Origin of the sequence: Shewanella putrefaciens (assembly GCF_016406305.1) — a bacterium.
GTDB classification, from domain to species: Bacteria; Pseudomonadota; Gammaproteobacteria; order Enterobacterales; family Shewanellaceae; genus Shewanella; species Shewanella putrefaciens_C.
The window spans coordinates 1,194,021-1,214,759 of the sequence record NZ_CP066369.1 but is presented as its reverse complement, the minus strand read 5'-3'; the positions used below and the strand labels follow the sequence as shown (position 1 = coordinate 1,214,759).

The window sequence follows — 20,739 nt, the reverse complement described above, 5'->3', positions numbered from 1 at the left end:
CAGATATGTGCACACGGCTATAATTGACGATTTGCGCGGCACTTAGCTTAAAGCTAACTGTCCGTCGTTGTAACAGTTTCCCAACTTGGATGATATCTATGGATCATACTCCGCAGTCGCAACTCAAGCTGTTGCTTGCCAAAGGTAAAGAGCAAGGTTACTTAACCTATGCAGAAGTGAACGATCACTTACCTGCAGACATGGTCGATTCTGACCAGATCGAAGATATTATCCAGATGATAAATGACATGGGTATTCGGGTGTTCGAAGAAGCCCCCGATGCCGATGACATGATGATGTCGGAAGACAACACCGACGAAGATGCAGCAGAAGAAGCCGCAGCAGCCCTAGCCACAGTAGAAAGTGAGCTTGGTCGTACTACCGATCCCGTGCGCATGTACATGCGTGAAATGGGAACCGTTGAGCTTCTGACCCGTGAAGGCGAAATTGTTATCGCCAAACGCATCGAAGAAGGCATCAACACAGTTCAGAGCTCAGTCGCCGAATACCCACAAGCGATCGCCATGATCCTTGAACAGTTCGACCAGTTTGAGGCCGATGAACTGCGTCTGTCTGATATTATCTCTGGATTTGTCAATCCAGACGAAGAAGACGTCGCACCAACCGCTACCCACATAGGTTCAGAACTGTCGGATGAAGATCTTGACGATGAAGACGACGAAGATGAAGACGATGAAGAAAGCGGCGATGAAGATGATGACGGCAATAAAGGCCCAGATCCTGAAGAAGCCCGTGAACGCTTTAGCCAACTAAGAACCGCCTATGAAAATGCGCTCAAAATCATTGAGGCTAAAGGTCGTGAGCATCCTGAGTCGGTCAAAGCCCTCTTCGAAATCGGCGAAATCTTCAAAGAATTCCGTCTAGTTCCTAAACAGTTTGACCGTTTAGTGAAAAGCATGCGCTCTATGATGGACCGCGTGCGCGTGCAAGAACGTTTGGTGATGAAGCTTTGCGTTGAGCAAGCTAAAATGCCGAAGAAAAACTTTGTTAAATTCTTCACCGGCAACGAAACCAATCTCGATTGGTTCCATGCTGAAAAAGCCTCAAACAAACCTTACGCCGAAGGTTTAAGAATGGTTGAGGAAGACGTGCTGCGCTGCCGTAGCAAGCTAGCCGCCGTTGAAGAAGAAACAGGCTTAGCCATTGCGGCAATCAAAGACATCAACCGCCGCATGTCCATCGGTGAGGCTAAAGCCCGCCGTGCGAAGAAAGAAATGGTTGAGGCCAACTTGCGTCTGGTAATTTCTATCGCGAAGAAATACACCAACCGTGGTCTGCAATTCTTGGATTTGATCCAAGAAGGCAATATAGGTCTGATGAAAGCGGTAGATAAGTTCGAATACCGTCGTGGTTATAAGTTCTCGACCTATGCCACTTGGTGGATCCGTCAGGCGATTACCCGTTCTATCGCCGACCAAGCACGCACCATCCGTATTCCGGTGCATATGATCGAAACGATCAACAAGCTGAACCGTATCTCTCGCCAAATGTTGCAGGAAATGGGCCGCGAACCGTCCCCTGAAGAACTAGCAGAGCGTATGATGATGCCGGAAGACAAGATCCGTAAGGTACTGAAAATCGCTAAAGAACCTATCTCCATGGAAACCCCAATCGGTGACGATGAAGATTCGCATTTAGGTGATTTTATCGAGGATACCACCCTCGAATTACCGCTGGACAGCGCTACCAGTGAAAGCTTGAAGAGTGCTACCCACGAAGTATTAGCTGGTCTAACCGCCCGCGAAGCAAAAGTGCTGCGTATGCGTTTTGGTATCGATATGAATACCGACCACACGTTGGAAGAAGTGGGCAAACAGTTTGACGTGACCCGTGAACGTATTCGTCAAATTGAAGCCAAGGCCTTGCGTAAGCTGCGCCACCCTTCACGCTCTGAAATCTTAAAGTCGTTCTTAGACGAATAGTCTAATTCGACACTCAATCAAGCCTCGCCACAGTGCGGGGCTTTTTATTGCAACAATACCTTCAAATTCCCTTGCCCTTGACCCTTATACCAATCGTATTAAATATCTGTTCATTCAGCGGGAGTTCAACGCGCTTTAGACAAGGCGAAGGCTTGAAGGCATAGTGGTGCTCTGTCGAAAGCCTTGAACGCAGTATAAAGCGCGTTGCCATGTAGTGAACATCAGCCGCCCTTCGGGAGCCACACAGGCACCCCACTCCCGTGTTGCATTGACTTAAAAGGGAATGGCCATTTCTGCGTCAATGCGCCTTGGATTGAGATACCTGTGAGGCTCTGAACTGATTAGATATTTAATGTGATTGGTATTACACCCACTTTAGACATTGGAATGGGAGATTTAGCCTATTCAATTGCTTAACAGATAACCAATTGAATCAGTTGCGTGAATTTCAACCCAAAACACGGGTGACAAGCGCAAACAAGCTTAGTATACTTCCTCCCGCTTTAGGTAATGACGATTACCTTTAGTCGGCCCCTTAGCTCAGTTGGTTAGAGCACACGACTCATAATCGTTAGGTCCACGGTTCAAGTCCGTGAGGGGCCACCACCCAATTCAACAAAAAAGCCCATTGAATCAATGGGCTTTTTTGTATCTAAAAAATAAACCCTTTGATAAGTGTTTAACAATCAACACACATCAAAGGGCCTATTGCTATTCAATCAAGTCCGATACAAACACTTAGGTTTTTAGCTTACCTAACTGCTCATGTTGTTGTTTCACCAGCTCGGCAAGTACCACACTGCTTTGCTGCGCCTCACCCGCAAGCCTTGCGAGTTCTGATGCTGAATCGGAAATGCCGGTAATATTGCGGTTTACTTCTTCTGTAACTGCGCTTTGCTCCTCTGCCGCGGCGGCAATATGGGTCACTTGGGCCGAGATCTCTTCTATCTGACTAACCATAGAGTTAAGGGATGTGAGCGCTTGTTCTGTTTGCGAAACCGCCATTTGTGCGCGTTCGGCCCCTTTATCAATAATCCCAGAAGCACTGTGCACCTCTTTTTGCAAGGCATCGATCAGTACGCTGATATCATCGGTTGAGCTTTGGGTTTTAGAGGCCAGCGCCCTCACCTCATCGGCAACAACGGCAAAGCCACGACCTTGTTCTCCTGCCCTCGCCGCCTCAATGGCTGCGTTTAAGGCAAGCAAGTTAGTTTGCGCTGCAATGGAGCTAATCACCTCAAGGATACGACTGATATTTGTGCTGCTTTCGGCCACCTTACTGACGGCAACTTTTGCCTGCATCGATTCCTGGGACATAGTTGCCACAAAATCCATCGCCTTGGTTAGGCTTTCTTCACTGTGGCGAATATTCCGGGACATGGCCTCAGTCTCTGAGGCTGTTTGTTCCGAGGCTTTAGCCACTTCAAGAGCCGTTGCGCTCATTTGATTGACGGCTGTGACCACACTTTCAATTTCGCCATACTGCCGATGCACACTGTCACGGGTTAGCTGGGCAATTTTTGCCGAGGATTGGCTTTCCTCTTGGGTTCGACCGGCTAAGGTTTTTAACTCAGCAATTAAATTCTTTAGCTTATAGATGAAGGAGTTGAATCCTTTTCCAAGGGCAATCAATTCCGCATGGGCATCCACTTCTATGGATTGAGTGAGATCGCCTTCTGCACTGGCTAAGTGCTCAACACGACCTTGGATCATCTTAAGTGGAGAAATGATACTGCGGATAACGAGGCTAATAGTCACCACGGCAAGAACAGACACGACTAAACCCACAATCAATAATAGGCTGCCTAACGAGGCCGCCATTTCATCCATTTCATTATTGAGAGCAATCGAACTTTTGTAGGCCTGCGCCTTAGGAACTTGGATAGCTAATGACCACTCGGCATTGGCCAAGGGAATTTTAATCGGATAAGCGACGATAATCTCATCGTCATTCATCATGTACTTGCCATTCTTGTGTAACGAGATGATTTGCGAAGCCAATTGAGGGGCCACCGACTCGGATAAGGGCCGAGCTTTTTTACTGTAATGACTTGCCGCAACCACTAGACCTCGGGTACTTAAGAGGGTCACTTTGGCTTGGCCGTCGTAGAGACTCTTTGACAGTGTATCAATCAAGGTCTGAAATACTGGCAGATTCACATCCACCCCAACCAACCCAATAAATTGTTTATACTTAAGTACAGGCACAGTTAAAGACGTCATTAGTGCGTTATTGCCCGGGGTAATTTCGTATAAATAAGGTTCCATCAAACAGGGTTTAAGCGTCTCTTTACCACACAAATACCATTCGGCATCTCGGATCCCAAACTCATTCAAACTGGTGAGGTATTTTTCAGCCGAATCATCAACTTGCTGATGTTCAACCGTGCCGTCATCATTGCGGGTGTAATAAACCTCTAGGGCTCCCGACGAGGCCACACTATGGCTCGCCTGAACATTTAGAAACTCGCTATCTAGGCCATCGTAGCCATTAGCTTCAAACTGGGAATACATAGAAGAGACTTGGGCATTCTTCTTAAGCACTGCTGCCACGGCAAGCTCTAAACGATCACGCTTTAAGGGCAATTCTTCTGCGGTGCTTTCAAGCATGCCCGCGAAAGAAAAGGGGATCCGGTAAGCCTCATTAATAAATCCAGCGACCATTTCACCATACTCACCGGCGCGCGCTTCGAGCTTATCACGGGTTTCATTTTGTAAGCTATTTTGGACCTGCTCGGATAACTGAGCATTTTGAGCCGATAGCGTCCACCAGAGGCTGATGGATAAAATGGCGACTATCGATAGGAACAAGGCGGAAGTGATCCACAACAACTTAGTACTAATGGATAAATGCTTCATCGAGTCAACTCCAAAGAGAACGAAAATAGCGTAATTATTTTGATCTAATTCATTTTTTATTTTAACTAGCCGATCTTAAAAGTAGCACTCAGCGGAGGGATTACCAGTACTTAAGATAAAGAATTGTTATGTAAAAGTAAAACTTTAGCATGATGAAATATTTGGGAATTCGAGAGCTTGAGTCATCTTTTACAGCACATCAATTCGGTTTATTGCCAAACATTCTATTTATGCTGTGATCGCGTATTCAATTAATAAATGTGGCAAAAAATGCCTCATCAACCCGTTAAAGATTAATTTTAGATTAAACGGGCTAAATTCATTTGTAACAAACTCTATTCTGCTACTGAGGAGCATTGGTTTGTGCTGATTATCGCCTTATACTCTTGCCCTTAAACACAAAACTACAATAATGGAAGCAAGCTTTATGACTCTTGGTACCACTCAGGTAAGCAAGACACATTCATTTATGACTGTGTCCCTTATCGAATTATGGGAACGCTTTGGTTATTACGGCATGCAGGCGCTGATTGTGTACTTTATGGTGCAGCGTCTTGGCTTTGATGACTCCCGGGCAAACTTAGTCTGGAGTGCCTGTGCGGCGCTTATTTATGTATCTCCGGCAATTGGTGGCTGGGTTGGGGACAAAATCCTCGGCACTAAACGCACTATGTTACTCGGCGCGGGGATTTTGTCTGTCGGTTACGCACTAATGACAGTTCCCACTGAAAACACTTGGTTTATGTTTTCAGCCCTCGGCGTGATTGTGGTCGGTAACGGTTTATTTAAACCCAATGCGGGCAACTTAGTCCGTAAGATCTACGAAGGCGACGATTCAAAAATCGACAGTGCTTTTACTATCTACTATATGGCGGTCAACGTAGGTTCAACCTTCTCCATGTTACTCACGCCATGGATTAAGGATTATGTTAATGCCCAATATGGTAATGAATACGGCTGGCATGCTGCCTTTGCCGTGTGCTGTGTGGGCTTATTGGTCGGTTTAGGTAACTATGCCTTAATGCGCAAGAGTCTGACCCATTACGGCTCCGAGCCCGATACGCGCCCCGTCAACAAGAAAAGCCTCGTCATAGTGCTAGCACTTTCTGCGCTATCTGTCGTTGCTTCGGCGATTATCCTCGAGTATGAAGACGTTGCCAGGGTATTCGTCTATGCGGCTGGTATCGCCGTATTAGGTATTTTCTTCCATCTGATCCGCACCAGCGAAACCAGTGAACGTGCCGGCTTAATTGCCGCACTGATCCTGACGGTGCAAACGGTCTTTTTCTTTATTTTTTATCAGCAAATGTCCACCTCGCTTGCACTCTTTGCACTGCGTAACGTGGATTGGGATTTCCAAGTATTTGGCACCCATTTATGGACTTGGTCACCGGCACAATTCCAAGCGCTTAACCCACTATGGATCATGGTGTTAAGTCCAGTGCTGGCTTGGAGCTATTCATGGGCAGGGCGCAATAATAAAGACTTCTCGATTGCCGCTAAATTTGCCTTAGGTTTTGCGGTTGTAGCGATAGGTTTCTTTATCTATGGCTTTGCAGGCCAATTTGCCGTCAATGGTAAAACCTCATCTTGGATCATGATCTGGGGCTATGCCTCTTACTCCCTAGGCGAACTGCTAGTGAGCGGATTAGGTCTTGCTATGATCGCTCGTTACGTGCCAGCGCGCATGGGCGGCTTTATGATGGGCGCCTATTTCGTCGCCTCGGGTATTTCCCAGTACCTTGGTGGCGTTGTCGCTAACTTCGCCAGTGTGCCACAGGATTTGGTCGACCCACTGCAAACCTTGCCTGTGTATACCAGCCTGTTCAATAAGCTAGGTATCGCCGCCGTTGTTTGTACCTTTATCGCCTTAGCCGTATTACCGCTAATGCGTCGCCTAACGGACAGCCACCATTCACATAATGCGATGAATGATGACAGTGCAGCGGCATCACTGCGCGATGTGAAAGCCGAGCAGTAATGCTCAACTGGCAATCGCCAATGATCTTTACATAACATCAACTGCCGATAGCCCTGCTATCGGCAGTTTTTTTATCACTTCATTCAACGCCGTTTATACCCTTGTATTGCTACTCATAACCAAATGAGCTTTAGCGAAAGTCATGTCATCCCACTGTGACTGGCCTAGCGCTGAGTTGTTGAGAATAAGAACTTCAGTTCCACATTATCCCCCTCACAGACGGATGACTTCAGCCCTTCAATTTGTTACAAAACGAGTACACACTCAGTTTAATGACTTAGCTCAATACGCCTAACACTGTTAGCGCCGCTTGTTGTCGCTAGCAAAAACGGCAGTCACTTGGAGACACTATGTCACAACAGACATCAATATTGGCCGATATTCCCTTCTCGCTATTGGAACTCGCGCCCATGCGCCAAGGCTCAACCGTGGGTGAAACGCTGCACAACAGTTTGCAGTATGCCAAGGAAGCCGACAGACTCGGCTTTAATCGTTTTTGGTTTGCCGAACACCATAATATGCCCGGTATCGCCAGCGCGGCGACCTCGGTATTAATTGGCTATATAGCTGGTAATACGCAGCGTATTCGTGTCGGCGCAGGGGGCATTATGCTGCCAAACCATGCGCCATTAGTGGTCGCCGAACAGTTCGGCACCCTTGAAAGCTTATATCCTGGTCGAATCGATTTAGGACTAGGCCGCGCCCCCGGCAGCGATCAAATTACCAGCAGAGCACTGAACCGCGATACCAGTCGCGCCGAACAATTCCCTGAAGAAGTCAGTGAATTACAAACTCTACTTAGCCCTTACAATGGTCGCCATGCGGTGCGAGCGATTCCAGGAGAAGGCACTAATGTGCCCATTTGGTTATTGGGCTCGAGCCTCTTTAGCGCACAGTTAGCGGCGCAGCGCGGTTTGCCCTATGTGTTTGCGGGCCACTTTGCACCACGTTTTCTCTACGATGCGATTGAAATCTATCGCCGCGACTTTAAACCTTCTCAAGTACTTGATAAACCCTATGTGATGCTCGGCTTGCCGCTCGTCGCCGCCGATACTGATGAAAAGGCCCAATTTCTGGGCACGACCTCGAAGCAGCGCGTATTGGCGCTTATCCGTGGCCACGAGTTATGGTTAAAGCCACCGGTTGACACTATGGATGGCTTGTGGAGTGCGCAGGAAGAAACCTATGTCGATAACTTCTTAAGTTTATCTGTCACTGGTGGCCCAGCGACGATTAAGCATCGTTTGGAAATGATCGTAAAAGAGCTCGGCGTGAATGAGTTTATCTTTACCAACGACTTGTATGATCTTGATAAACGCAAAAAAGCGCTGCAGATCCTAATGGAGATTAAAAAGTAGCGATTCATTTAACTGATGAGTGCTGAAAGTCATTGGCAGTAAAAGCAGCCAATTCCAAAACAATCGCTCCCCCAATAAAAATCCCGCCGAAGCGGGATTTTTATTATGCAGAACGGTTAACTAAAACCGTTTTATATCAAAGCGACATTAGCTTTTTAGTACGGCATTAAAGCTCGCTTTTAAGATCCCAAGACCCGCATCAATTTGGGCATCCGGCGCCGTTAATGGCACCAAAATACGCAGCACATTACCGTAAGTGCCGCAGGATAATAAAATCAATCCACGGTCACGGGCATCAGCCAACACTTGGGCGCAATAGTGCGGTGCAGGTTTGCCATCTTCCATTAATTCGATAGCGATCATCGCGCCTAAACCACGCACATCGGCGATTTGCGCATGTTCAACCTGCATGATATTCAAGGCCGACTTAATGCGCTCACCTATGGTATTGGCCCTGTCTAACAGCTTTTCTTCTTCAAACACTTCAATAACCGCAAGCGCAGCGGCGCAGGCTAACGGGCTGCCACCATAGGTACCGCCAAGACCACCAGGGCCAATTGCATCCATCACCTCAGCACGGCCAGTAATACCTGAGAGTGGGAAACCACCCGCAATAGATTTAGCAAAGGTCGTGATATCTGCAGCAACCCCCATTTGCTCCATCGCGAAGAAAGTGCCAGTACGGCCAGCGCCCGTTTGCACTTCATCGGCGATAAGCATTATGCCTTCACGGTCGCATAGTGCGCGTAAACGTTGCATAAAGGCGGGCGATGCGGCGTAGAAACCGCCCTCGCCCTGCACTGGCTCTAAAATAATGGCGGCGATATCACTCGGCTCGGCATCATTTTTAAAGATACGTTCGATGGAAGCCATGGCATCGTCATCGGACACGCCATGCATTTCGCACGGAAACTCAGCGCGGAACACATTCGCCGACATCAGCCCCATACCTTTACTGTAAGGTGCGACTTTTCCGGTCAATGCCAAAGCCGCAATAGTGCGACCATGGTAGCCCGAGGTGAACGCAATCACCCCCGCACGTTTGGTATAAGCACGCGCTACTTTAACTGCGTTTTCAACCGCTTCTGAACCACTGGTAAATAATGCCGTCTTCTTGGCAAAATCCCCTGGTACCAGTTGATTGAGCTTTTCACACACTTGGATATAGCTCTCGTAACCGAGCACCATAAAACAGGTATGGGAGAAATTATCTAGCTGTGCCGCAACCGCTGCCTTCACTTTAGGGTGAAGGTGACCCGTATTGAGCACGGCAATACCGCCCGCAAAATCGATAAACTCGCGACCTTCAACATCCCACACGGTCGCATTTTCGGCGCGGGCGGTAAAAATCGGGTGAATTTGCCCGACACCACCCGCAACTGCGGCTTGGCGACGTGCCATCAATGAATCATTGGTTGTTGTCATTTAGTGTTCCTCACACGCCAAATCGGACCGTATTAAACGGACATGCAGATGTACTTCATTTCTAAATATTCTTCGATGCCAAACTTAGAACCTTCGCGACCCAGTCCTGAGGATTTCATCCCGCCAAAGGGCGCGACTTCAGTCGAAATCAAGCCAGTGTTGACGCCAACCATGCCGTATTCCAAGGCTTCGGCGACTTTCCACACCAGCGAAATATCGCGGCCATAGAAATAGGCGGCGAGGCCAAATTCAGTATCGTTAGCTTGTTTGATCACATCGTCGACATCGCTGAATTTAAACAGCGGCGCGAGTGGTCCAAAGGTTTCTTCGCGGGCAACACGCATACTTTTATCAACATTAGTGAGCACGGTTGGCTCGAAGAAATTGCCGCCAAGGTCATGGACTTTGCCGCCTGCGAGCACTGATGCGCCTTTTGCAATGGCATCGATAAGGTGACTTTGTACTTTCTCGACCGCGGCAGCATTGATCAGCGGACCCGTAGTGACGCCTTCATTGATGCCCTCTCCAACCTTAAGCTTGCCCACCGCAGCGCTGAGTTTTAAGGCAAACTCATCGTATACCCCGTCTTGCACATAAATACGGTTAGCGCAGACACAGGTTTGGCCCGCATTACGGTATTTAGCAATCATGGCGCCTTCGACAGCGGCATCGATATTGGCATCGTTAAACACGATAAATGGCGCATTACCGCCTAATTCTAAAGACAATTTTTTAAGTGTTGGCGCGCATTGCTCCATCAACTTAATGCCGACATTGGTCGAGCCAGTAAAAGACAGCTTACGCACAATCGGGTTGCTGCACATTTCATTGCCAATCGCGATGGCATCCCCCGTGACCACACTGAACACCCCAGCCGGAATGCCCGCGCGCTCGGCAAGTTCGGCCAAGGCTAATGCGGTGAACGGCGTTTGTGGCGCAGGCTTAACCACCATAGTACAACCCGCAGCGAGAGCCGGAGCCGCTTTGCGGGTGATCATTGCGGCGGGGAAGTTCCACGGCGTAATCGCTGCAGTCACACCAACGGGCTGCTTAATGACCATCAAGCGTTTATCCCCTTGATGCCCGGGAATAGTATCGCCATAGATACGTTTCGCTTCTTCGGCAAACCACTCGATAAAGGATGCCGCATAGGTTACTTCACCCTTGGCTTCCGCCAATGGCTTACCTTGTTCAGTGGTCATCAGTAACGCGAGGTCATCACTGTTTTCATTCAGTAATTCAAACCAGCGCCTTAACTTAGCGCCGCGCTCTTTGGCCGTCAGTGCTCGCCATGCTGGCAGCGCCGCTTCAGCCGCCTTAATCGCAGCTTGGGTTTCGACTTGCCCCATCACAGGCACGCTCGCAATCACGGCGCCTGTCGCAGGGTTAGCAATAGCCACAGTCTCTTTAGACTCGGCATCACACCACAGGCCGTTGATATAACATTGTTGACGCAGCAAACTCGGATCTTTTAGCAACACAAGGACGTCCTCGCATTAGTGGGGCAATCGCTTGCCTCGAATGAAAATAAATGAAACAGACTAGATACCTAGCTTGTCTCTCAAGGTGTAATACCAAGCCCCGATAGCACTAAAAGGGACGCGAAGTGCGTGACCACCGGGGAATGGATAATGTGGCAGTGCAGCAAAGGCATCGAAGCGCGTGGCTTGGCCGTTGAGCATTTCGGCCAGTAACTTGCCCGCCAGATGGGTATAAGTGACACCATGGCCACTGCAACCCTGTGAATAATAAATATTTTTACCGATACGGCCGACCTGTGGCAGACGCGATAACGTCAGGAGGAAGTTACCCGTCCAGGCATAATCGATTTTCACATCCTTTAATTGCGGGAAGGTTTTGAGCATGTTCGGAATAATGATGGATTTAATGTCCGCCGGATCGCGGGCGCCGTACACCACGCCGCCACCGTAAATCATCCGCTTATCGCCAGACAGACGGAAATAATCGAGCAGATAGTTACAGTCTTCGACGCAGTAATCCTGTGGCAATAAGCTTGCCGCCAGATCGGCACTCAAAGGCTCAGTGGTAATGACTTGCGTGCCGCAGGGCATAGATTTCGCCTGCAGCTCTGGCATTAACTTACCTAAATAGGCGTTACCCGCCACGACCACAAATTTGGCTTTGACGCTGCCCTGCGCCGTATGCACCACTGGGCTATCGCCCTCATCGACACGCAGCACGGCTGAGTCTTCAAAAATCTTACCACCGAGGGATTCGACCGCGCGCGCTTCACCTAGGGCTAAATTAAGTGGATGAATATGACCACCGCTTTTGTCTAACATACCACCGACATAACGCTCAGTATTAACCACACCACGAATGCCTTTGGCATCGAGGAGCTCAAGCTGATTAACATGGCCGTGGCTTTCCCACAGTTGCTTTTGATGGAGTAGATGGCCCATTTGCTTTTCGTTCATCGCCGCAAACACGCCACCGTCTTTTAGATCGCATTGAATATTGTACTTAGCGATGCGCTCACGAATAATTTGCCCACCCTCAAAGGCCATTTGGCCAAAGAGTTTCGCCTGTTCCTTACCAACCGTTTTTTCAATGGTATCAATATCTCGGCTATAACTATTGACGATTTGCCCACCGTTACGGCCCGAGGCGCCCCAGCCAATGCGAGCGGCCTCAAGCACAACAACACTCATGCCTGATTCTAATAAGTGCAGCGCAGCAGAAAGGCCGGTATAACCCGCGCCAATCACACAAACGTCGGCTTCTATCGATTCCTGTAGGCGCGGACGTTCGACTTTATCGTTAGCCGATGCGGCGTAATATGATCCAGTGTGGGGTATGGCAGACATGATGTTCCCTTGAATTCTTTTGTTCATTATTTTAAACAGCCATCACATCCTACACCTTCAAAAATCGAATGACTAGCCACAAAAGCATAATATTTTACGTTTCGTTTGATATTTCAAACAGGCAAATGCCTTAAGCTTAGTATGACTAAAGTGTGAAAACGGCTTAACGAAAATGGCTGAAGAGGATCTGACTAAAAATGAGCAGCATAGCCCTTAGGGCCATGCTGCTTTTAACAAAAAGCTTTTATCATTAGTTAAGTGGCATGCGCTCACGCTGTTCGGCTCGTCTTGCCATATACCAAGAGAGGAAGGCGATTAAAGACACACACAGAATGATCAGTGTCGCTAGGGCGTTAACCTTAGGGGATACGCCTAAACGCACCGAAGAAAACACCACCATAGGCAAAGTGGTTGCTCCAGGGCCAGAGGCAAAGCTTGCGATCACTAAGTCGTCTAGGGATAAGCTAAAAGACAATAACCAACCCGCCACCAGCGCCGGCGAAATCATAGGCACAGTGATCAGAAAGAAGGTCTTCAGTGGTGTTGCCCCTAAGTCCATTGCCGCCTCTTCGATTGACATATCCAGCTCACGCAATCTTGAGGACACGACCACGGCCACATAGGCGGCGCAGAAGGTTGAGTGGGCAATCCACACTGTCACCATACCGCGTTCCTTTGGCCAACCTAAAAGATCCGCCATATGCACAAACAACAGCAGCAACGACAGACCCGTGATCACCTCTGGCATCACCAGTGGCGCTGTGATCATATTTGATAGGGTTAACTTTGCCCATGAGCGCTTAAAACGCGTCATCACAAATGCTGCCATAGTGCCAATGATCACCGCCATGGTGGAACTGTAAAATGCAATCCGCAAACTGGTCCAAACCGCATCCAAAATTTGCTGATCCTTAAATAATTCCCCGTACCATTTAGGGGAAAATCCCCCCCATACTGTCACGAGCTTTGATTCGTTGAAGGAATAAATCACAAGGATCAGCATAGGTGCGTACAGAAAAAACAGTCCGAACCACAACATCACAGAAGAAAAACTCAGCTTTTTCATAGGTCTTTCTCCAAACTACGCGCCTGATAGCGATGGAATAAAGTAATAGGGATAATCAAAAGTGCCAGCATCACAATGGCCAATGAGGAGGCCACAGGCCAGTCACGGTTATTGAAGAATTCTTGCCACAGCACTTTGCCTATCATAAGGGAATCTGGACCGCCGAGGAGCTCTGGGATCACAAACTCACCCACCGCAGGAATAAACACCAACATAGAACCCGCAATCACACCACTCTTAGAGAGTGGAAAAGTAATTTTCCAGAAGGTATTTAATCGGCTAGAACCTAAATCCGATGCCGCTTCTATAAGGCTCATATCCATCTTCACTAAGGTGGCGTAAAGCGGAAGGATCATAAAGGGCAAATAGGCATAGATGATGCCGATATACACAGCAATATTGGTATTTAAGATCTGGAGCGGCTCGGAAATGACGCCTAACCAGAGCAGGGTATTGTTAATAATACCCGTGTTACTCAAGAGCCCCATCCAAGCGTAAACTCGAATAAGGAACGACGTCCACGAAGGCAGCATAACTAATAATAACAACACGGTTTGCAAACGTGCTGGCGCCCGCGCTATGGCATAGGCCATAGGGTAGCCAATCATCAAGCAGCCCAAGGTTGAAATTAACGCCATTTTTAATGAGCTGAGATAAGCCGTGTAATACAGCGAATCATCAAGCAACATCAAATAGTTACCTAGATGCAAAAAAATATTTAGCACATCGTCGCTATATTGAAACGTGGCCTCATAGGGCGGGATAGCGATCGCAGCCGTCGAGAAGCTGATCTTGAGCACTATCGCAAAGGGTAAGGCAAAAAACAGCAATAACCAGGCATAGGGAAACCCTATGGTCCAGAAGCGCCCTTTCAGCCATTTTAATTTTGATGGTATCTTCATGATCTCAACACCACGCCACTGGTGTCCTCCCAACTGATGAACACTTCATCATCCCAAGTCGCATGATCGGCGCGGCGCTCACGGTTAGTCATACTGCACTGGACGATTTGACCATTCGCCAAACGAATGTAATACACTGAAATTCCACCTAAATAGGCGATATCATGCACAACACCCTTTGCCCAGTTATACTCACCCTCTGGCTGCTCGCGGCTAATAATGGTCTTTTCAGGACGCACGGCTAACCACACATGCTTATCTTCTACGTTGGTCGATACACCGTAACCCACATAAAAGGATTGGGCTAACTCGTTGGGTTTGATGATCAGATGGTCGACTTCATCGACCTCAATGTCGCCACTAAAGAGGTTCACCGAACCGATAAATTCGGCGATCATACGGCTATTTGGACTCTCGTAAATGTCCATTGGCGAGCCCGTTTGGGCAATCCAGCCATCACTCATAATTGAGATCCGCCCCGCCATGGTCATGGCTTCTTCCTGATCGTGGGTCACCATCACACAGGTCACACCGACGCGTTCAAGAATTTCAACCACTTCTAACTGCATTTGAGTACGCAGTTTTTTGTCCAATGCCCCCATAGGTTCATCGAGTAGCAATAATTTAGGCCGTTTCGCCAGTGAACGGGCCAATGCAACACGCTGACGCTGACCACCGGATAATTGGTGCGGTTTACGCTTACCGTATTGCTCCATATGCACCAGCTTGAGCATATCCTGCACACGCTGTTCAATTTCAGCCTTAGGCAGTTTGTCTTGCTTCAAACCGAAGGCAATATTTTCCGCGACAGTCATATGGGGAAACAAAGCATAGGACTGAAACATCATATTAATAGGGCGCTCGTAGGGCGGTAAATCGGTGATGTCTTCGCCATCGAGGAAAATACGCCCAGAGGTGGGTTTCTCAAAGCCGGCTAACATGCGCAATAGGGTTGACTTACCTGAGCCGGAGCCACCGAGTAAGGCAAAAATCTCCCCCTTATTAATAGTCAATGACACGTCATCAACCGCGCGGACGTCATCGAAGAGTTTGCTTACCCGCTCAATCTTGAGCAGTACTTTTTCTTGCGTCTTTGTTGTCGGTTTATTGGTGACGCCCGAGGTGCTTGCCATAGTACTTCTCCACCCAAGCATTGATACGACAGCACGCTCAACACTTGAGATTTACACAATGAATTAATGAAAGAGGTTAAATCTGTTGACTCCCGCCAGCTAGGCTGAGGGGATACCTATATATTGAGTGACTTGACCAAAGCTGGGGCAAGCAGCGCCTGCCCCGAAGCGATTATTGGCCAGATTTCACTTTGGTCCATACGCGGGTGAGTACGCGTTGAACTTTTAGGGGGCGGATTTCACCAATGTACAACTTATCTAATACCTCTTTAGGTGGATAAATTGCGGGATCATTGCGGATTGCCTCATCAACCAGAGGCTGAGCAGGATCGTTTGGATTGGCATAGGCCACATAGTTAGAGATAGGAGCAATTACGTCAGGACGTAACAAATAATTGATAAGCTTATGGGCATTCTCAACGTTAGCCGCATCGGCTGGAATGGCTAACATATCGAACCAGAGATTAGCACCTTCTTTAGGAATGGAATAACCGATCTTATTGCCGTTCCCCGCTTCATCGGCACGGGCCGCTGCTTGGAATACGTCGCCAGAGAAACCAAAGGCCACACAGATATCGCCATTGGCTAGATCGGAGATATAACGCGATGAGTGGAAATAAGTCACATAGGGACGGATTTTTTCCAGTAATTCACCCGCTTTTTCATAATCTTCAGGCTTCTCACTGTTAGGATCTAAGCCTAAGTAAAGCATGGCTTGTGGCACCATATCGTCGGCAGAATCTAACAACGCAAAGCCACATTTTGAGATTTTTTCAGCGTATTTAGGGTTAAAAATCAGCTCCATAGAATCAAATGGTGCATCTTCACCCACGGCGGCTTTCACTTTATCGATATTGTAACCAATACCGTTAGTTCCCCATAAATAAGGCACTGAGTATTGATTACCCGGATCGGCCTTTTCAAGCTGCTGCATCAGTTCAGCATTAAGGTTTTTAAAGTTAGGGAGTTTAGAGCGATCTAACTGCTTAAAAGCACCGGCTTTGATTTGTTTTGCAAGGAAGTGATTAGAAGGCACAACGATGTCATAACCACTGCGGCCAGACAATAACTTAGCTTCCAGCACTTCGTTACTGTCAAACACATCGTAAATCACCCGAATGCCTGTTTCTTTCTTGAAGTTTTCTAAGGTATCTTCCGCGATATAATCAGACCAATTATACACACGCACCACTTCTTCGGCCTGTGCTGCGACGCTAGCGAGTGCACCCGCCGTCACTAAAGCCAGTGTGGTCATCTTATTAAATAGCTTCATGCTTTCTCCTTTCTCGGGTAGCAGAATTGCCTAAATCAATTCTGAAATTGTGTCACCGACCATCAGCTCGGTTATTGTTGTTATTTTCGACCAATGCTACACCTTAAAAACCGCATCGGCAGTCTCTACAGCACCATCATCATGCCTTCTGATTTAGGTGGCTGCAATTTGTCAGGTATCAGATTTCATGCCAAATTGATCGATTATCACGATTGCATTAACAATCACAAAAACAGACTAGATATGACACACACCCTACATCTTGCAACATTAAGGCAAATGCCTCAAGTCCCTAAAACAACCGCTGAAACCATCAAAATAAAGTATCTTTTTAATTTTACTAACAAACAGTTAGCTAAAATAAATTTTAATCTTATTTGTACATAATACCAATACTGAAAAAAATCTTTCGCTTAGTGCCTAACTGAATGAGTCTACAACTATTTATTTACCCAAACTCAGATAAATAACGACCTTCGAGTTAAAAACACCTCCGCACCAAAGTTAGGCAACTAGCGCCTAGCAAGGGCACCAAAGTGGTGCAGAGGATGGTTTAACGCGGCTCAAACATTTGCGATTAGTAGCGTCAAGATAGGCAAATGCCGAGCCCCATTTCTATGTTAAAACAAAGCGCATTACACACTGAGGAGCAGGAACTCCCGCTCCCACGAACTGACCACACGGCGGAAGTTTTCAAGTTCGGCCTGTTTCACCGCCACAAAACCCGTAGTGAAGGCTTCGCCTAAATATTCCTTACAGGCATCGCTCTCTTCCATCGCCGCTAACGCTTCTTCGAGGGTTAAAGGCAAGCAATGTGGGTTATTGCTACGACTTTCGTTCGATTTACCTTGAACGGGCGTTGATGGTTTGAGCTTTTCTACCATGCCGATATAGCCACATAATAAACTCGCGGCAATTGCCAAATAACAGTTTGCATCGGCGCCTGGGATACGGTTTTCGATACGACGATTTTGTGGTGACGACTCAGGAATGCGTAGACCACAGGTGCGATTTTCAACGCCCCACTCTAGGTTAACCGGGGCTGATGTTCCGGGGAGGAAACGACGGAACGAGTTAGCATTCGGCGCCATCAGAGGCAATAACTCAGGAATAAATTTCTGTAACCCAGCAATATAGCTCAAAAATAATGCGCTTTGAGTGCCATCCTCATTAGTGAAAACATTCTTACCTGTTTCTTTATTAATCACACTCTGGTGAATATGCATAGCGCTGCCCGGCTCATCGGTAACAGGCTTTGCCATAAAGGTGGCGCACACATCGTGCTTAAGTGCCGCTTCACGTAGGGTACGTTTGAAGATAAAGACCTGATCGGCAAGGGACAAAGGATTACCATGGCTGAAGTTGATCTCCATTTGCGCCGGGCCATCCTCATGGATCAAGGTATCAATATCTAATCCCTGAATCTCACACCAGTCATACATATCTTCAAATAGAGGGTCGTATTCGTTAGCCGCATCGATAGAAAATGACTGGCGGCCCGCCTCAGGTCTACCCGAACGGCCAATAGGTGGCTTGAGCGGTAAATCATGGTCATCACTACGACGGGTCAAATAGAACTCCATTTCGGGAGCTATAACAGGTTCCCAACCCTGTTCATCATAGAGAGACAATACTTTTTTCAACACGTTACGAGGGGATAACTCGATAGGATTGCCCATTCTGTCGTAGCAATCGTGGATCACCTGCGCCGTGGCCTCTATTGTCCAAGGCAGCATAAAGACGGCATTTTCATCGGGAACACAGACAAAATCGATATCTGCGTCATCGAGTAAGCGATAGTAGATATCATCGCCAACAAAATCACCGGTCACCGTCTGTAACAGCACGCTTTCGGGCAAACGCATGCCTTTTTCATCGACAAACTTATCTACTGGGGCGATTTTACCGCGGGCAATGCCGGTCATATCACTGATAACACATTCGACTTCTGTGATTTTTCGTTCTTTTAAAAAAGCGATTAGCTTATTCATTATTATTTCACTCGAGTTGTAGCCCTGCGTCGGCATGCATCACCGAAGGCATTGAAAATAGATAGGTAAAATGGGTTTTCACTCACCTTCCATTCCGGATGCCATTGCACACCTAGGGCAAATTCTTTGGTATCTATAACGGAGAAAGCCTCCACTAATCCATCGGGAGCATAAGCTTCTGGCCGCAACCCAACACCCAAGCGTGCCACGCCTTGAGTATGAACAGAGTTAACCTCTGCAGAGCTACGGCCCCAGGCCTCGTAAATGACCCCCCCAGGCTCCACAGTGATACTGTGGGATGGCCCATATTGCACCTCTAACGAGGCATTTTTATCTTCTCTGTGTTCAATAAAACCACCCACCTCATGGAGCTTTTGATGCAAACTGCCCCCAAAAGCCACATTCATCTCTTGAAAACCACGACAAATCCCCAGCACTGGCACGCCAGCAGCAATGGCAGCATGAATAAGCGGCAGCGTGGTTGCGTCACGCTTGGGATCATGGTGTGTCCCCTCCTCGCTAGGAAGGCCTGCATAATGATGGGGTTCAACATTTGATGGTGAGCCAGTAAACAAAATGCCATCGAGTCGTGCCAAGATGGCTTCAATGGGTTGGTCAGCCCCCAAAGATGGGATCACTAAGGGCCAACCTTTCGCGCCATTCACTACACCGAGTAGGTATTTTTCACCCACTATATTAAAAGGATGTGATCCTAACTGCTGATTACATGCAATCACGCCAATGAAGGGCAACTCGACAGACATAACTCACCTTAAGAATTTATTTTACTAGCATAACGAACACTTTAACTTCAAGCGTTCATTTTTTCACACAGTACACCGAATTTTAACCCTAGGCAAGAGGTTAAACTCTTGTTAAAGATTATTTAACGCAGACAAGCTGTTTTTTGATAAATAACATTGTGTTAGCTTAAATACTTATCGATTGAGTGTGAATAAGCCCCCTTAGCTTAAGCTAAAATAGGCGAATTATGCGAACTCTCGGCTAAAGTAGTCCCTGATAGTTAGCGCCTAACTTGACCAATATTATTTACACAATGACAAAATATTTACACGATAGATAGGACGAATAGATAGGACGAATAGATAGGACGAGCAGAGTATCGCTAACAGGCCACAACGCCACGAATGGCGTCAGGGAAGTATCCTGTAGATAAAAAGAGGGCGACACCCTGCGATGGCGCGGATGGATGAGTTAGAAGTTGGCGGGGGTCGTCGCGCTCACCAGACGGCAAGGTTCGTCGAAGGGGTTGCGGAATCTATGGGGCAACTCGCTGTTAAAATAATAACTGTCACCCGCGGCTAAAATATAAATTTCATCCCCAACGGTCAGCTCCAATTTACCCTCAACCACCATAGCGGCTTCTTCACCTTCGTGTTTTAGCATCTCCTCCCCCGTATCAGAGCCAGGTGGATAGGTTTCGCTCATCACAGACATAGCGCGATTGGGGAAGTCACGGCCAATCAGCTTAAACTCCAATGGGCCCGTACCTATATCCAACAATTCATCGGAGCGGTAAACAACCTTCTGCTCACTATCAGATGAGGCTTCAATAGAGAAAAAATCCACTAAAGACATAGGGATACCAGACAATACTTTTTTCAAAGAACTGACCGATGGGCTAACACTGTTTTTTTCGATCATTGAAATGGTACTGTTAGTCACTCCAGCACGCTTAGCTAGCTCTCTTTGAGATAAGCCTTTCATTTTTCGAACAGTTTTGAGACTGGCTCCAATATCCAAATTTAACATCCCCCCAAAGGCTCGGGTCCCCCCGATAGATGACGAACAGGTTGTTCGGGATAAACACCATTTAGAGCGAATTTTCGCCCCCAAGCGTGTGTTTAACCGCTTTGATTGTATTCTACATAAAAAGTGTGTTAAATAAAACGAACACTTTTTGCATCATGTTAAAAGTGTGATGAGTATACTGAGACAAGTCCAATTTACAATAAAAAC

The 20,739-nt window shown here is 47.5% G+C and carries 14 protein-coding genes and 1 tRNA gene; 4 read left to right on the top strand and 11 right to left on the bottom strand.

The features are described from left to right. The first annotated feature begins 98 nt into the window (after nt 1–98). On the top strand, nt 99–1,943 hold the full coding sequence (rpoD, locus tag JFT56_RS05235) for an RNA polymerase sigma factor RpoD (protein WP_198782644.1): 1,845 nt from the start codon (nt 99–101) through the stop codon (nt 1,941–1,943). A 529-nt stretch (nt 1,944–2,472) separates the two neighbouring features. Beyond that, nucleotides 2,473–2,549: transfer RNA gene (locus JFT56_RS05230), tRNA-Ile, on the top strand. Between the two features lie 132 nt (nt 2,550–2,681). Here JFT56_RS05230 and JFT56_RS05225 read toward each other — a convergent pair. Then, the gene (locus JFT56_RS05225; protein ID WP_198782643.1) at nt 2,682–4,802 is read right to left on the bottom strand and encodes a methyl-accepting chemotaxis protein; all 2,121 of its coding nucleotides are present in this window, start codon (nt 4,800–4,802) and stop codon (nt 2,682–2,684) included. A 427-nt stretch (nt 4,803–5,229) separates the two neighbouring features. Between JFT56_RS05225 and JFT56_RS05220 the strand changes: the two genes are divergently transcribed. Beyond that, nucleotides 5,230–6,783: a peptide MFS transporter gene (locus JFT56_RS05220; protein WP_198782642.1), complete on the top strand. Its 1,554-nt coding sequence runs from the start codon at nt 5,230–5,232 to the stop codon at nt 6,781–6,783. Nucleotides 6,784–7,133: 350 nt separating this feature from the next. Next, on the top strand, nt 7,134–8,141 hold the full coding sequence (locus JFT56_RS05215; RefSeq protein WP_198782641.1) for an LLM class flavin-dependent oxidoreductase: 1,008 nt from the start codon (nt 7,134–7,136) through the stop codon (nt 8,139–8,141). A gap of 147 nt (nt 8,142–8,288) precedes the next feature. Here JFT56_RS05215 and gabT read toward each other — a convergent pair whose 3' ends face one another. The 10 genes from gabT to JFT56_RS05165 all read right to left on the bottom strand — a co-directional run bounded on the left by gabT (nt 8,289) and on the right by JFT56_RS05165 (nt 20,523). Then, complete coding sequence (gene gabT, locus JFT56_RS05210; protein ID WP_198782640.1) at nt 8,289–9,566, bottom strand: 4-aminobutyrate--2-oxoglutarate transaminase; 1,278 nt, start codon at nt 9,564–9,566, stop codon at nt 8,289–8,291. 32 nt (nt 9,567–9,598) lie between these two features. Further along, nucleotides 9,599–11,047 carry an NADP-dependent succinate-semialdehyde dehydrogenase gene (gene gabD / locus JFT56_RS05205; protein ID WP_198782639.1) on the bottom strand — a complete coding sequence of 483 codons (1,449 nt, stop codon included), beginning with the start codon at nt 11,045–11,047 and terminating at the stop codon, nt 9,599–9,601. Between the two features lie 60 nt (nt 11,048–11,107). After that, a complete protein-coding gene (locus tag JFT56_RS05200; protein WP_198782638.1) occupies nt 11,108–12,394 on the bottom strand; it encodes an NAD(P)/FAD-dependent oxidoreductase in 1,287 nt (428 codons plus the stop codon). Between the two features lie 250 nt (nt 12,395–12,644). Then, the gene (locus JFT56_RS05195; protein WP_198782637.1) at nt 12,645–13,460 is read right to left on the bottom strand and encodes an ABC transporter permease subunit; all 816 of its coding nucleotides are present in this window, start codon (nt 13,458–13,460) and stop codon (nt 12,645–12,647) included. Next, entirely contained in the window at nt 13,457–14,362 is a 906-nt protein-coding gene (locus JFT56_RS05190; protein ID WP_198782636.1) for an ABC transporter permease subunit, read from the bottom strand. Before JFT56_RS05190 ends, JFT56_RS05195 begins: the two co-directional genes overlap by 4 nt. After that, a complete protein-coding gene (potA, locus tag JFT56_RS05185; RefSeq protein WP_198782635.1) occupies nt 14,359–15,495 on the bottom strand; it encodes a polyamine ABC transporter ATP-binding protein in 1,137 nt (378 codons plus the stop codon). Before potA ends, JFT56_RS05190 begins: the two co-directional genes overlap by 4 nt. 172 nt (nt 15,496–15,667) lie before the next feature. After that, nucleotides 15,668–16,768, bottom strand: a complete 1,101-nt coding sequence (locus JFT56_RS05180; RefSeq protein WP_198782634.1) for a polyamine ABC transporter substrate-binding protein — start codon at nt 16,766–16,768, stop codon at nt 15,668–15,670. Between the two features lie 635 nt (nt 16,769–17,403). Then, nucleotides 17,404–18,759: a glutamine synthetase family protein gene (locus JFT56_RS05175; protein ID WP_198782633.1), complete on the bottom strand. Its 1,356-nt coding sequence runs from the start codon at nt 18,757–18,759 to the stop codon at nt 17,404–17,406. Nucleotides 18,760–18,761: 2 nt separating this feature from the next. Next, nucleotides 18,762–19,523, bottom strand: a complete 762-nt coding sequence (locus JFT56_RS05170) for a gamma-glutamyl-gamma-aminobutyrate hydrolase family protein (RefSeq protein ID WP_198782632.1) — start codon at nt 19,521–19,523, stop codon at nt 18,762–18,764. Between the two features lie 451 nt (nt 19,524–19,974). Beyond that, nucleotides 19,975–20,523: a cupin domain-containing protein gene (locus JFT56_RS05165; RefSeq protein ID WP_198782631.1), complete on the bottom strand. Its 549-nt coding sequence runs from the start codon at nt 20,521–20,523 to the stop codon at nt 19,975–19,977. Between the last annotated feature and the right edge of the window lie 216 nt (nt 20,524–20,739).